13 protein-coding genes and 1 pseudogene are annotated in these 12,344 nt (G+C 68.3%); 7 read left to right on the top strand and 7 right to left on the bottom strand.

The window, feature by feature from the left end; genetic code table 11:
• Nucleotides 1-203 precede the first annotated feature (203 nt).
• From ACFVH0_RS31970 to ACFVH0_RS31960, 3 genes are all read left to right on the top strand, one after another.
• Complete coding sequence (locus ACFVH0_RS31970; protein WP_385825928.1) at nucleotides 204-599, top strand: hypothetical protein; 396 nt, start codon at nucleotides 204-206, stop codon at nucleotides 597-599.
• A gap of 9 nt (nucleotides 600-608) precedes the next feature.
• A complete protein-coding gene (locus ACFVH0_RS31965) occupies nucleotides 609-1,619 on the top strand; it encodes a LysR family transcriptional regulator (RefSeq protein WP_385825926.1) in 1,011 nt (336 codons plus the stop codon).
• 103 nt (nucleotides 1,620-1,722) lie between these two features.
• Complete coding sequence (locus ACFVH0_RS31960) at nucleotides 1,723-2,265, top strand: DapH/DapD/GlmU-related protein (RefSeq protein WP_385825924.1); 543 nt, start codon at nucleotides 1,723-1,725, stop codon at nucleotides 2,263-2,265.
• Between the two features lie 126 nt (nucleotides 2,266-2,391).
• On the opposite strand, the gene ACFVH0_RS31955 is transcribed toward ACFVH0_RS31960, so the two are convergent.
• The 3 genes from ACFVH0_RS31955 to ACFVH0_RS31945 form a co-directional block, all read right to left on the bottom strand.
• Nucleotides 2,392-3,258: a peptidoglycan-binding protein gene (locus ACFVH0_RS31955; protein ID WP_385825934.1), complete on the bottom strand. Its 867-nt coding sequence runs from the start codon at nucleotides 3,256-3,258 to the stop codon at nucleotides 2,392-2,394.
• 538 nt (nucleotides 3,259-3,796) lie between these two features.
• On the bottom strand, nucleotides 3,797-4,585 hold the full coding sequence (locus ACFVH0_RS31950) for a class I SAM-dependent methyltransferase (protein WP_385825922.1): 789 nt from the start codon (nucleotides 4,583-4,585) through the stop codon (nucleotides 3,797-3,799).
• A 2-nt stretch (nucleotides 4,586-4,587) separates the two neighbouring features.
• Nucleotides 4,588-5,451, bottom strand: coding sequence for a transposase (locus ACFVH0_RS31945; RefSeq protein WP_385825920.1), 864 nt, complete (start codon nucleotides 5,449-5,451; stop codon nucleotides 4,588-4,590).
• Nucleotides 5,452-5,941: 490 nt separating this feature from the next.
• Between ACFVH0_RS31945 and ACFVH0_RS31940 the strand changes: the two genes are divergently transcribed.
• The 4 genes from ACFVH0_RS31940 to ACFVH0_RS31925 all read left to right on the top strand — a co-directional run bounded on the left by ACFVH0_RS31940 (nucleotide 5,942) and on the right by ACFVH0_RS31925 (nucleotide 9,072).
• Nucleotides 5,942-6,775, top strand: a complete 834-nt coding sequence (locus ACFVH0_RS31940) for a tat (twin-arginine translocation) pathway signal sequence (RefSeq protein WP_385825918.1) — start codon at nucleotides 5,942-5,944, stop codon at nucleotides 6,773-6,775.
• Nucleotides 6,776-6,911: 136 nt separating this feature from the next.
• Nucleotides 6,912-7,370 (top strand): hypothetical protein, encoded by a 459-nt coding sequence (locus ACFVH0_RS31935; protein ID WP_385825916.1) that lies wholly within the window; start codon nucleotides 6,912-6,914, stop codon nucleotides 7,368-7,370.
• A 379-nt stretch (nucleotides 7,371-7,749) separates the two neighbouring features.
• Nucleotides 7,750-8,298, top strand: a complete 549-nt coding sequence (locus ACFVH0_RS31930; RefSeq protein WP_385825932.1) for a GNAT family N-acetyltransferase — start codon at nucleotides 7,750-7,752, stop codon at nucleotides 8,296-8,298.
• 186 nt (nucleotides 8,299-8,484) lie between these two features.
• Complete coding sequence (locus ACFVH0_RS31925; protein WP_385825914.1) at nucleotides 8,485-9,072, top strand: hypothetical protein; 588 nt, start codon at nucleotides 8,485-8,487, stop codon at nucleotides 9,070-9,072.
• Between the two features lie 81 nt (nucleotides 9,073-9,153).
• Here the strand turns inward: ACFVH0_RS31925 and ACFVH0_RS31920 are convergent.
• The 4 genes and pseudogenes from ACFVH0_RS31920 to ACFVH0_RS31905 form a co-directional block, all read right to left on the bottom strand.
• Nucleotides 9,154-9,998 (bottom strand): annotated as a pseudogene (locus ACFVH0_RS31920) (IS5 family transposase).
• Nucleotides 9,999-10,041: 43 nt separating this feature from the next.
• Nucleotides 10,042-10,236: a hypothetical protein gene (locus ACFVH0_RS31915; RefSeq protein ID WP_385825912.1), complete on the bottom strand. Its 195-nt coding sequence runs from the start codon at nucleotides 10,234-10,236 to the stop codon at nucleotides 10,042-10,044.
• A 54-nt stretch (nucleotides 10,237-10,290) separates the two neighbouring features.
• Nucleotides 10,291-10,764 carry a hypothetical protein gene (locus ACFVH0_RS31910; protein ID WP_385825910.1) on the bottom strand — a complete coding sequence of 158 codons (474 nt, stop codon included), beginning with the start codon at nucleotides 10,762-10,764 and terminating at the stop codon, nucleotides 10,291-10,293.
• A 136-nt stretch (nucleotides 10,765-10,900) separates the two neighbouring features.
• Nucleotides 10,901-11,731 carry a nucleotidyltransferase domain-containing protein gene (locus tag ACFVH0_RS31905; RefSeq protein WP_385825907.1) on the bottom strand — a complete coding sequence of 277 codons (831 nt, stop codon included), beginning with the start codon at nucleotides 11,729-11,731 and terminating at the stop codon, nucleotides 10,901-10,903.
• Nucleotides 11,732-12,344: the final 613 nt, after the last annotated feature.

The following is a 12,344-nucleotide window of genomic DNA, read 5'->3' as shown; positions in this document are numbered from 1 at the left end:
GGTTGGGGGGGGGGGGGGGGCGCCCGGGCCCCCCCCCCCCCGAACCCGCCCTGGCTGCGAAACCGCTGGCCCGTTGCCGGTGCGCGGTGACAGACAACCGCAGGGGAAAACACTCTGGAGTTCTCCGCTCCGCTGCGGCTGATCGACGAACGGTCGACCACCTTCCGAGCCGCGGTCTCCTCCGCCCCAGCCTCGATGTGCTGGTGCCGACCTGCCCCGAATGGCCCCTGTTCGACCTGGTGCGGCACCTGGGCGAGAGGCGCCGTTTCCGGGCCACCGCCGTCGCCGCAGGACCTGCCGCCGCTCCCCCGGCCAGGCCCGCCCCGGGCACGGCCGGCGATCTGGTCCTGGCCATGCACGGGCGCATCCCGGCGGGCACCCTGAAGCTCGACGGCGACCGCCGCCTCTTCGACCAGCTCCTGGCCTGGGATCCGGACGAGCAAGGCATGACGGGGCGCCGCGAGCGGCGCCCCGCTCCTCAGCTCGGACCCCCACCCCTGACCACCGATGGTTCGGTGCGTGAATCACAACAGTCACGCCGGACCGTGGTCGAACAACCGATCCCCGGCGAGCCACAACGATCGGTTGGGCGCACCTAGGATGAGCCCGTGGACACCAACGCATTGCGATCGTTCGTCCGGGCGGCCGAGCTCGGACAGTTCCAGCATGCGGCCGACGAGCTCGGTGTGACCCAGCAGGCAGTCTCCAAGCGGATCGCCACCCTGGAGCGCGAGCTGGAGGTCCGCCTGTTCACACGTACCGCCCGAGGGGTTGAGCTGACGCTCGACGGTCAGGCGTTCCTCCCCCATGCTCAGAGCATCGTGGCAGGTGTCGAGCGAGCCATCACCGCGGTCAGGCCTGGATCCCGGGCCCTGCGGATCGACGTTCTGGGCCTGCGAAGCGCGCAGGCCGTCGTTCTGCACGACTACTGGCGGTCGCATCCCGAAACCAATCTCGACGTGGTGACCCTCAGGGTCAACGATCCACGCGTGGCGGTCGCCGCCATCGAAGCAGGCGATATCGATGCCTCGTTCCGTACCGTCACCGACCCGGCCGCGCTGCCGCCCGGACTACGAATGATCCACGCGTTCGACACCCCGCTGGAGCTTCTCGTCGGCCCGAGGCATCCGCTCGCCTCCGCGCGAAGGCTGACGCCACCACAACTGCGCAAGCACCGGATCTGGGTGCCGGGTATCGCACCGCGAAGCGAATGGGCGGATTTCTACGATCAACTCGCCGCCGCGTTCGACCTGCGCATCGACGCGGCAGGCCCGCACTTCGGAGATGAAGTGCTCCTGGACACCCTCGCGGAGTCGGCGGACGTGGCCACACTGGTCGGGGCACGCGACCGGTACATCTGGCCGACCAATCACGACCTGCGCCGCATCCCCATCGTGAATCCGGCCCTCGCCTACCCCCTCTCGCTCATCCTCCCCGGCACGAATCCGCATCCGGAACTCCGCGGAATCATCGCCCACCTCAAAACCCTGCCGAGGCTCCCCGACACGGCCTGGCTACCGTCCTGGGCGACGACACCACAGCTCGGCGACGACGGCATCGAAAATGCTCGCGACCCCCGGCCCGGGCCCCGGCCTCAACGCCAACGTCGACAAGGGTGACTCGGCCGTCCGCCCGATCGCGGCCTCCACCGGCCCCCAGCGAGTCCAGCCCAGTCCTTCCCGACCCAGCCCAGTCACCTGGCACACCAGAAGGGATCGCAGCATGTCCAGCGACCGCCTCATGCGCATTCACAGCGCCGAGTTCCAGGCCATGGCCGAGAGAGTTCTGCAGGTCACCGAGCTGACCTCCCGCCTCAACGTCCTGCCTTTCGATGACGAAGCAGGCAAAGCGGAACTCTTCGAACAGATCCTCGGCAAGTCGCTGCCGCCGAGAGTCACGATCTATCCGCCCTTCTACACGGACCACGGCCTCAATCTCGACCTGGCCGAGCGCGTGTTCATCAACCAGAACTGCACGTTTCTGGACTACGCCGGCATCCGGCTGGGCAAGCGCGTGATGATCGGCCCGAAGGTCACGTTCATCACCAGCGGCCACCCGGTCGACCCCGAGGAACGACGGCTGTACCTCACCGGCGCGCCCATCGACGTGGCGGAGAACGTGTGGATCGGCGCCGGCGCCACGATCCTGCCCGGCGTCAGCATCGGTCGTGATGCCGTGATCGCCGCCGGCGCGGTCGTGGCCGATGACGTTCCACCGGCGAGCCTGGTGACCGGCGGCAAGGCGACCGTACGGCGACAGTGGTGACGACCGCCCGTCCGCGGCGACGAATCGACTCAGGCCGACGGGCCGTCGCTCGCTCCGGGTGGTGAACGTGCAGCCGGAGCGATGGTACGAGCGGCCCCTGCCGGTGCGCACGTGACTGCCGGGCCATCAACCGACGAGAGCCTCCCAGGTCTTGGGGCCCGCCTTGCCGTCGACGACCAGGCGGTTGACGCTCTGGTAGGCGCGGACAGCGGTGCTGGTCACGGCGCCGAAGTCACCGTCGACGGCAAGTCCCGCGCTGTGCTTGTTGAGGACCGTCTGAAGGCCGCGCACATGCGCTCCGGAGCTGCCCCGCTGAAGCGAGTAGACCAGGCTCGGCCAGGTCTTCGGACCGACCTGACCGTCTGCCACCAGACCACGGGACGACTGGAACTTCTTGACCGCGTCGACCGACACCGAACCGTAGTTGCCGTCGGCGACCAGCGCGGTGCCGCGCCGGGTGATCAGGTACTGGACGGCCTTCACGGTCGCGCCCACGGCACCGGGGCTGATGGCCGGCCAGCCACCGCCCAGATCCACTCCGCGGGCGGCGAGGTAGGAGACCGGGTTGACCGTGACCCCCAGCCCTCCGCTGTGGGTCTCGAAGTGGAGGTGGGGTCCGGTCACATTGCCCGTGGCGCCCATGTCGGCGATGCGCTGCCCTGCGGCGACCTTCGCGTTGAGCGAGACCCGGAACGCGCTGAGGTGCCCGTAGTAGGTGTACCGCCCGCCGCCGTGCGAGATGACCAGGCCGTTCCCGGTGCGTCCCGGCAGAACGCCGGTGCCGCGCCGTATCACGGTGCCGGCGGCCGCGGCGTGGACGGCCGTACCCGTCGAGTTGGTGACGTCCTGACCCGCGTGCGGGTAGGGGCCACGCGGGGCTCCGTAGTAGCCCCCGGCGGGAAAGTGGCCCCGGGCGGGGTTGCACCACCGGCCGTCCTTGAGCGTCGCCGCCGAGGCCGACGAGGTCAGGGCCGGTACGCCGGTCAACGCCACCCCGAGCCCGGCGCCGACGCCGAACAGCAGCTTTCTGCGTGACGGGGCCGCCGGTCGGAGGTCCGTCGGCTCTTCCGCCGTTCCGTCGGCCGGACCGCACTGCTCACACATGTCCCGTCCTCCTCAACTCTCCGTCGCTCTACGCGCGTTGCTCGGCGAGAGCATGCCAGAGAGGGGAGGGGTACTCCAGGGCCCGGAGACCCCGAAGGTCTGACCAGTGGGCGCCGCCGTCCGCGTCCGACCGTCTTCGCCGCCGGCACATCCAAGCCGTGCCCGCCGGGGTACTGGGGCACTGGGGTGCGGCTGAAGACTCCCTTGAGCTGAGTCCTGGACTCGTCGCATGCCGGACAGGACCGTTCACCATGGGGCCGTGGGCAGGCTGCTCGACGGCGGCGGGGTGCGGCGAGATCGTCCCGTGGGAAGTGGCCGAGCAGGAGGACGACCTCAGGAACGCGGCTGTGCGGACGGGGGCGGGCCGGCACGGCGCTCCACTTGGCCATTCGGAGACACGGCCGTCTCGGCCGGCCCCACGGCTGCGTCAGCCCGGCTTGACCGCCAGCGTCGCAAAATAGTTCGACATGTATTGAGCGGATGCGTTGGATTGGTGCGGCGCCTCCGCGAAGCCGGTGAGGACGAACCCCGCGGCGAGTTGCCCGCCGATCTGGTCGGTGAGGGTGTGGCTGTATTCAAGAGCGGCATCCGCGCCGAACTTCGTGGCGCGTTCCTCGGCGGAGTATTGCGTGACATCGCTGTAGGGCAGCTTGTGCACGACGATCAGCTCGCCGCGCTCGTCGAGCGCCTCGTGGTCGAACAGGTACGCATCAGGGTTGAGGAAGCCCACGAGCAGAGTTCCGCCCGGTCGCAGGGTGCGGAAGCACTCACGCCACACCGCTGCCAAGTCCGGTACGAATAGGTTGGAGACCGGCTGGAATACGATGTCGAATGTTGCGTCGCCGAAGGCACTGAGGTCGCGCATGTCGCCCAGGACGGTGCGCAGCTCAAGTCCGTCGCGCGCCGCCACCATCTGGTCCTGGCCGAGCTGGCGGGGTGAGTTGTCGAATACGGTGACCCGCGCCCCTGCTGCGGCGAGGATCGGACCCTGCTGGCCACCGCCGGAGGCCAGGCACAACACGTCCTTGCCGGTCAGGTCCGTCGGCAGCCAGGAGCGGTCGACCGGCTCATGCCCGATGAGAACAATCGACCAGTCGCCCATGCGGGCGCGCTCGACAACCTCAGCACTCACCGGCCTCGACCACTCATTGCCCTCTTGGACATATTTGTCCCAGGCTGCCCGATTGTGGGCAACCGGGTCGACAATATCCTGCACGTTCAACTCCCTGCTACAGCCAAGCGGACACCTGCGGTACTGACAGTTCGGTGCCGCCAGCCAACACGATTGCAGGGTGCGGGCTCAACGGTATTGCGGGCATCGAGGTGTCCACGGGCTCGACGGGTGGTCGCGCAGCGGGTGCGTGAGCGCTGGTTGCCGGGGTCGCGGAAGCCGTAGGCGTCGCGGGCGATTGTCTTGATGACCCGGTTTACGCCTTCGGAGCCGGCGTTGGTGATCCCGGTGTGCAGGAACGCAAGAATCTCTGGCCGCCATGTCTCGACGGTCGTGGCTGGGCGCTGCGGTTCGGGAAGGTCGGCGTCGGCGCATCGGCGGTAGAACCGGTACAGCAGATCGCGGACCTGTTCCCGGTCCGGGCGGCTCCGGGCGGCGGCAAGCAGGCCCAGGAGGTCTTCCTTGGCGTTCCACGCGACGGTGATCGGCGCGCCGATCACCCTGGGCAGGTTGGACAGCTCGTCGAGGAGAGCGTCGACGTGCTCGCCGCACTTCCGGGCGGCGGAGCGGATGAGCCGGTTGCGCGGTTCCCACTCGCGGTTGCCCTTGCGGCCGCGGCGGGTCACCGTGACCCGGCGGCGGACCTCGGTGAGGGTCTGGTTCACCAGCCGCACCAGGTGGAAGTGGTCCACGAACAGGGCGGCCTGCGGCAGGACCCGGTGGGATCGCCGACTTGAAGATCGTGCACATGTCATCACGACGTACTGGACCGCGTCGCGCCAGGCTTGTTCGCGGCCGGCCAGGCGATGACCGCCTGGGCGGTGCGGCCTTCGACCTGCCCGAGCAGGCCCTGCTTGCCGGACAGGTCGACGAAGCCGACATGCCAACAGCGCCGGCGGCGCTCGGCCCACACCAGCCGTGGTCAGCGGCCACCGGCCGATGGGCCACGCGGCCGGGTCACCCGCCGGCCCTTCGACCGCCGCGCCCGGGCGCCACGGTCCGGGCAGCGGCGTGCCCGCTCATCAGCGGTGACCAGGTGTACCACCGCCCCGTCGGTGTCGTCGGCGGCCCCGACCACGGCCAGGCCGTCAAGGCCCGACAACCGCGTCGTATCGTTCGCCACGTCCGTAGCTCTTCTGTTGTGATCATCTTGCTTCGACAACAACATGATCTACGAGAGCTGCCGGCATCTATCGGTCAGGGTCCACAGTGGAACCCGTCCGGCGCTCAAACCCCCACCAATTTCGAAGAGCCGTCATGGATCGCATTCCAGGGTCGGGTTATCCCCACTCCGTAGACGGAGGCTGACCCCACAGACCCGCCGACCAGCCCCGCTGTAGCGTCCCGTTCCGGGGATCCCCCCGCTGAGAGACGCTGCCTCCCGAGAACCGAGAGCCCTTCATGATCAGCCCCGAACCCCTGTCCCGCTTTTCGGTCACACCGAGGCGGCAGCTCGGCCTGCTGACCGCTCTGGCCGGAGCGCTCCTCGTCGCCTTCTTCTTCGCGCCCAACGCACTGGCCCGGAGTTCCGTCAGCACGGCGAACGTCAGCGATTCCTTCCGCCGGGGTTTCGTCGCCTACTGGGGTTCGGGCAGCCAGGACTTCCCCACCGAGTTGGACACCACGGTCTCCTTCTGGTTCCGCTTCCATCTCGTGAAGGCCGGCGTCTCCGCGCTGCTCCTCACGGTGGCCGTGGCACTGGCTGTCGTTCTCCGGCGACGTCTACGGCAGCGGACCGCAGGACGGGCCGACCGGCTCCCTCTCGCACTGTCCGGGGTCGTCGTCGCGGCCCTCGGGCTCTTCGCCCTTGTCGCGCTCGTGGCCAATCTGCAGGGCGCGGCGGCGCCGTTCGCCTCCCTGCTGCCCATGCTGACGAGCGGTGGCGCTGACGGCGAACTCGCCTCGGCCCTTTCCGAGGTTCGCCGGCAACTCGCCGTCCATCCCGGCGGCCGTCACTCCCCCGCGCTCACCCTCATGATCGGCGAATTCGCCACCTACCACGCTGTACTGGCCGCCATGGCGGCCCTGGTGGCGCTCGTACTGGCCGGCGTGAGTGTCGTGTTGTGGAGGCGACCGAAGCCATCGACCGATGCGCGTTCGAGGCACACGCTGAAGCTGGGCGGGTACGCCTCGGCGCTCCTGACAGCTGTTGTGCTCGTGATCGCCTTCGCGAACACCACGAACGCGGCGGACTCGTCCCGGGCACTCGCCGGCTTCTTCGCCGGTGGGTGGTGACGCAGCCGTGGCGGGAGCACTCCGGGCGACGTCGCCCACCCTCCGCACCCAGGGCTTGGCCTAGGCTGGGCCCATGTCCGAGAACGACGCGCCACCGAGAGGCTCGGGCACTGAAGCCCCGGGTTCCGAACCGTGGTTGCCCACCACCTTGCAGATCGCCGGGCTTGCCCTGAGCCGGACGGAGAGCCCTCCGTCGCTTGCCTCCTGGACCGGCTACTTCGACGTGCCGGCAGGCGCGAACCCGGCCGGCGTAAGTCTGGTGACCGAGCCGGCAGCCCCACCGGACATGCCCACCCTCCAACTCGCTCACGACGTCGTGAGCCGCTTCGACTTCTTCGTCGACCAGGCCCTGGATTACTGCCGCACCCGACTGCGAGAACGGCACTTCGGACTCACACCCGACGAACTGAGCTGGCTGGACCTGGACCTCCCGGAGTTGCCGCTGGCGGCTCCCGAAGCAACGGTGTGGGCCGACCAGACCTGGGCAATCCGCTTCACCGAGAGCAGACTCCGGTTGGCGGACCCCTACGGAATCCTCGTGACGTTCCACAGAACACAGCCCGCCGATCTCCAGGGTCTCAGCGACGAGCAATGAAGCACTCGTTGCACGACAATGGAGGTCTCCGCGTCGGACTCGAACCCGATCAGCGGTCTGAGGGTGACGACGGATCACCGGGTAACGGTCAGCGACAACTACGCTGACAAGTACGCCGAGTGGACAGTCTCCTACGGGCCCGCCGGGCCCGGCAGCGTCGTGTGGGCCGACATCGAGCACACTCCCGGAGACCGCTCCGGCTCCTGGGGAAGCGGGTGCACAGTCCCGATGTGATCGGCCGACTCGTGGTGAAGCAAACCCCCGTCGAGCCGCACTGCTGGGCGTTGCAGCAGGCCGGCTGCGAGCCTCGTTTCAGAACCCGGTGGGTTGACCGGCTCGAATCTTGATCGCTGCCGAATCCGCTGGTCAGGTTGGCCGAATGACTGAGTTCGGAAGCATCGCCTGGCCACCTGCACCGATCAGGACCGAGCGGCTCGTGCTTCGTGAGCCCGAAGACCGGGACCGTGCGGCCTTCATCGAGCTGTTCGCCTCGCCGTTGGTGGGCGCCTGCATCGGTGGGCCCCGACCGCGTGATGAGCTCGAACGCGCGGTGCCCGAGGTGCCGAGGCGGCGGCCCGGCCTTTTCGTGATCGATCTCGACGGAGCGATGATCGGCATGGTCACATTCGATCGGCGCGACGCCGGGCGTCGCGGGCACGTCGGTCCGGAGGCCGGGGAGGCCGAGCTCGGCTACATGTTTCTGCCGGAGGCATGGGGATCAGGTTACGCCGCCGAGGCGTGCGCGGCGGCACTCGACTGGTTCGCCGACGCGCTTCCCGGCGAGCCGGTGGTGCTCTGCACCCAGACTGCCAACGAACCCTCGATGCGCCTCGCGGCGAAGCTGGGGTTCACGGAGGTGGAGCGGTTCGAGGAGTACGGCGCCGAGCAGTGGTTCGGTGTGTACTCCTCGGTCACACCCTCCGGTTGAGTTCGTCGATGCTTTCCGCGAAGACGACACGGATGACGGACCCCCGTAGCCGGAACCCCACCATGTAGTGGCTACCGACCCGCGCACCCGGACTTTTTCCAGCACCGCGACGAACCGGGGACCTGTCACAGCGGTCACATGAAATGCGATGGCGGAGGCTGGTCAGGGCATGTGACGGTGCGGTCCATGGGTAACTCGAAGGCATATCCCGTTCTCCGGACCACCGACGTGACAATGGCGTACACGCAGGCCAAACGTCTGTGCGCGCTGCTGGCGGAGCGCGATGACGAGGTCGGGCTCTTCGCCGAATTGCAGACGGTCGCAGACCTGCGGCAACTGGCCGGGGTGCTGCCCGAGGCGAAGTTCGACTACGTGGAGGTGCGCACCGGCCCGGCGGGTGAGTACGTCTGGTTCGGCCTCGACATCACGACGGCAGACGACACCACACTGGAGCAGTACCTCCCGCTGTACCTTTTGGAGGACGTCCCGAGAGACAGTGTGGAGGAACGCTTCATGAAGGCTCTCGGGCGGGGCATGGCCGGCATCGGCTGGCACGGGATGTGGCCGGATGAACCGGAAGCGGATCACTACGGGTCGGGGAAATACGACGGAGTCCAAGTCGTGTTCCACGGCGATGACTCCCAGTGGGGCCGGTGGACTGAGTACCACACCGTCTTCGTCCACGTGAACAAGTTCGGTGACCTGGCCAGGGCCCAGAAGCTCGCCGCGCGCATCGGCAGCGAAGTCCTGGGCGAGCCCCAACTCGGATGGTGAGCAGACGCATCTCCGCTTCCGCCACCCGGCAGACATGGCCGGCGGAAGCAAAAGGGGCGGGGCTGGGCAGTTTCGTCCGGATCACCGCGCAGACCAGAGGAAGATGCCCGCGATGTGGAGTCCGGCCAGGCAGATGGTCGCGGTCTTCTCGTAGCGGGTGGCGATGCCTCGCCACTGTTCAAGCGATTGATGCAGCGTTCGACGGTGCTGCGCTGCTCGTATGCCTCGCGGCCGAAGGCTGGTGGCCTGCCGTCCCGGCTTCCAGGCCGCAGCCGTCGGCCGCGCTGATCGGCCGGAACGGGGATTACCGCCCGGATACAGCGCTTGCGCAGGTGCTCGCGGATCGCGCGGGAGGAGTACGCGTTATCGGCCAGCACCACGTCCGGCCTCGTGCGGGGCCGCCCTCGCCGTCGAGGAACGCGAAGGCGGGCCATGACGTGAGCGAAGACGGGTGCCTCACCGGTCCGTCCGGCGGTGAGCACGAAGGCCAGTGGCGGGCATTGGGCATCGGAGGCCAGATCGATCTTTGTGGTCAGTCCGCCCCGGGAACGACCGATTGCGTGATCTGCCGGTTCGCCTGCTGGGGCCCCTTTTTACGGGCCCGGCCGCGTGCTGGTGTGCGCGCACGATGGTGGAGTCCACCGAAGCAGCCCGGTTGAGGTTGTCGTCGGCGTCGGCCTGTGCGACCAGCGCGGTGAACACCCGCTCCCAGGTGCCGTCGGGGGACCACACCCGCAGCCGGCTGTAGACGCCTCGCCAGTTGCCGTACTTCTCCGGAAGGTGGATCCACTGCGATCCCGTCCGGAATTTCCAGGCGATCGCGTCGATCACTTCTTGAGCTGATCCCGCCACCGGCCACCCCGCCGCGGTGTCCGATCTGGGAGTATCGGCTCGATTCGCGCCCACTGCGCGTCAGTCAACGGCACACACGAACAACGACCGGCGATGCTGGTCGGAACGGCGCCGCTGTCAGGCGGTCGGCCCGGTGCGGAGCCGCCGCGCGTCCCGCACGAGCGTGCACAAAGCGCTGAGGAAGATCACGGTTCCAGCCACGAGCCAGCGAAACGAGGCCCCAGAGCGGTACTCACGCACGGCAAGAACGAGCAGCACCACGCTGGCAAGGACGCCGAAGGCCGAGATCAGAGCGCTGATGCGGTGAGTCACATGGACATCATCAACGACAACCCCGGCCGGCGGAAGTGATCCGAGCGAACCGGCCTAGGCGACCCCGGAAGCGTCCTTGGACCGTCGCACGACGGCCGCCCCTCGCAGTGCGACGGCGCACCAGACGGTCACCAGGAGCAGCGCGGCCGCGGCCAGTCCCGCGACTTCGAGGGGCTCCGGCCGCCAGCCCAGGGACAGCCGGGTGCCGATCATGACGGTGCCGAGGAGGACCTCCGACGGGGAGTAGACGGGCACGTTGGCCGCCACGAACCGTAGGATGGCACTCAGCCCCAGGCCGATCACGGCCCAGGCGAGCAGATAGGGCCAGAGCGCTCCCGGCGCGGCGGGCGGCAGGCCGTACTCCTCCGGGCCGATGCGGAACAGGGCGCCCAACCACCCCACCGTCACTCCGGCGGCGGTGACGAGCGCCGCCCACAGCGCATGGCGCCACAGCGGGCCGGACCGCACTCGCTCGTCCTCGTGCTCGTCCTCGGTGCCGACGGAGTTCGTGGTCTCAGGAAGATCCATCACACCCGATGAGACGCTCACCGGCCGCCGAACGTTGCGTCGCGGACGGTGTCGCGAGCATGCCGAAAACACCGCGGCCTGCCCCGAGGGCCGTAGCTCGTCGGCGACGAGCCCTCCATGATCCAAAGGAGAGGCCCTAGCCGCCCGCGCCGAGTCGCACGCAGATGCGGGCGAGGGCGAGCGAACGCTCCAGGTCCTCGCGGCTCCACGTCCTCGTGACGTCCGCCCCCCTGCGGGTGTCGAGCACCCTCGTCAGGTGCGGCCGGAACTCCGGAGACCTGTCGGCGGCCAGCTCGCCGCCCTCCGACTTCGAGACGATGCGCCCGGTCAGGACCGTCGCCAGCAGTCGGGCCGGCCCCAGGGACATCCACTCGACCTCGAACGTGGACACCGGGTGGGCCGTTTCGTTGTTCAGGTAGATCTGTTCGGACAGGGTGATCCTGTTGCGCCAGTACTGGTCCAGATTGGTGCGGGAGAAGCTGATCGCGCCGTCGCGCGCGGTCTCCTCCTCGATCGGCAGCCCGGCGTTCCCCGGAGCCACCGCCGTCATCGCTCCGTCCTCCGCGAGGGGGACGCGGACACCGGACTGGACGATGTTGAGCCAGGTCGCCCAGTTCATCGGTCCGTCCGTCGACTCGGGGTGCAGGGCTCCGGCGACCGACGCCACGACGGACGGAAGGGCGTCAGGGCCCTTGGCCAGACCGTCTCTTGTCACGTACATCGCATCGATCGTGTGACCGTATTCGTGCTCGGAATTCTCGTGAAGCGGCGATACTGCGTCGCGTGCCCTCGAATCCAATGCGTTCTCCACCACACAGACGAGGTCGATGTCGCTGTTCGCCTGCCAGTCGCCCAGCGACGCGGATCCCACCACCACGACATCACGGAGAGTGTCGCCCAGGGCGTCGGTCAGTCGATTTGTGAAACGCCGTGCGAGAATCCACGGTTCCTGGTCGGGATCGATCACGCATGGAGAGGTCAACTCAGCGCCTTTCTTCGTATTTTTCATCGTGCGTGCAGGGCGTCCACCGAAGTCGGATCGAGGCCGGCGCCATACCGCTGTGGCGGGCAGGACCTTACCCGGGCTCTGACTCCTTCCCTCTTTCGGTTGGCCAACATTGAGCCATTTCCGCTTCGTTCACCGAAACTATTACCCCGGCCCGGGGACAGCACGGGAACGTCCCGGAAGCCGCCCGGAACAGCCCGGAAACCGGGCGACACCGGGCTGATCCGATCCGGTGGTTTCGCGCGAATCAATGGCGCATCGGGCGACTGTGTGCTTTCCGGTTGCCTCGAACAGCGCGGCGCGCGAGGTCAAGTGATTGGTCGCGCCTTATCAATGACAGTGATATTTCACCAGCGCCAGTATGTAACGGACTGCTCTTGGAGAAGGAATGCCCGCACGCGTCATGAGGCCGGTCGCGGTGACGGCCGAAAGCCGGGGTGGCGCGTCGCGGTGGGGACACGAACCGAGTATTCGCTAGAACGGGAGTTTGGAAATGCGGCGCAGCGGTGAGACGGTGCCGTTGGTTGGTTCCGTCCGGCGGGGAGACCGATGGACGGCCGAAGGGACTGCGCGC

It is taken from the genome of Streptomyces sp. NPDC127117, from assembly GCF_042677325.1.
Taxonomy (GTDB): Bacteria; Actinomycetota; Actinomycetes; order Streptomycetales; family Streptomycetaceae; genus Streptomyces.
This window is presented reverse-complemented; position numbering and strand designations above follow the sequence as displayed.

What these genes read in the sequence shown, in the direction of transcription:
- ACFVH0_RS31960 (WP_385825924.1), top strand. Translation starts at nt 1,723, where the DNA reads ATGTCCAGCGACCGCCTCATGCGCATTCACAGCGCCGAGTTCCAGGCC.
- ACFVH0_RS31940 (WP_385825918.1), top strand. Translation starts at nt 5,942, where the DNA reads ATGATCAGCCCCGAACCCCTGTCCCGCTTTTCGGTCACACCGAGGCGG.
- ACFVH0_RS31930 (WP_385825932.1), top strand. Translation starts at nt 7,750, where the DNA reads ATGACTGAGTTCGGAAGCATCGCCTGGCCACCTGCACCGATCAGGACC.
- ACFVH0_RS31925 (WP_385825914.1), top strand. Translation starts at nt 8,485, where the DNA reads ATGGGTAACTCGAAGGCATATCCCGTTCTCCGGACCACCGACGTGACA.
- ACFVH0_RS31910 (WP_385825910.1), bottom strand. Translation starts at nt 10,764, where the DNA reads ATGGATCTTCCTGAGACCACGAACTCCGTCGGCACCGAGGACGAGCAC.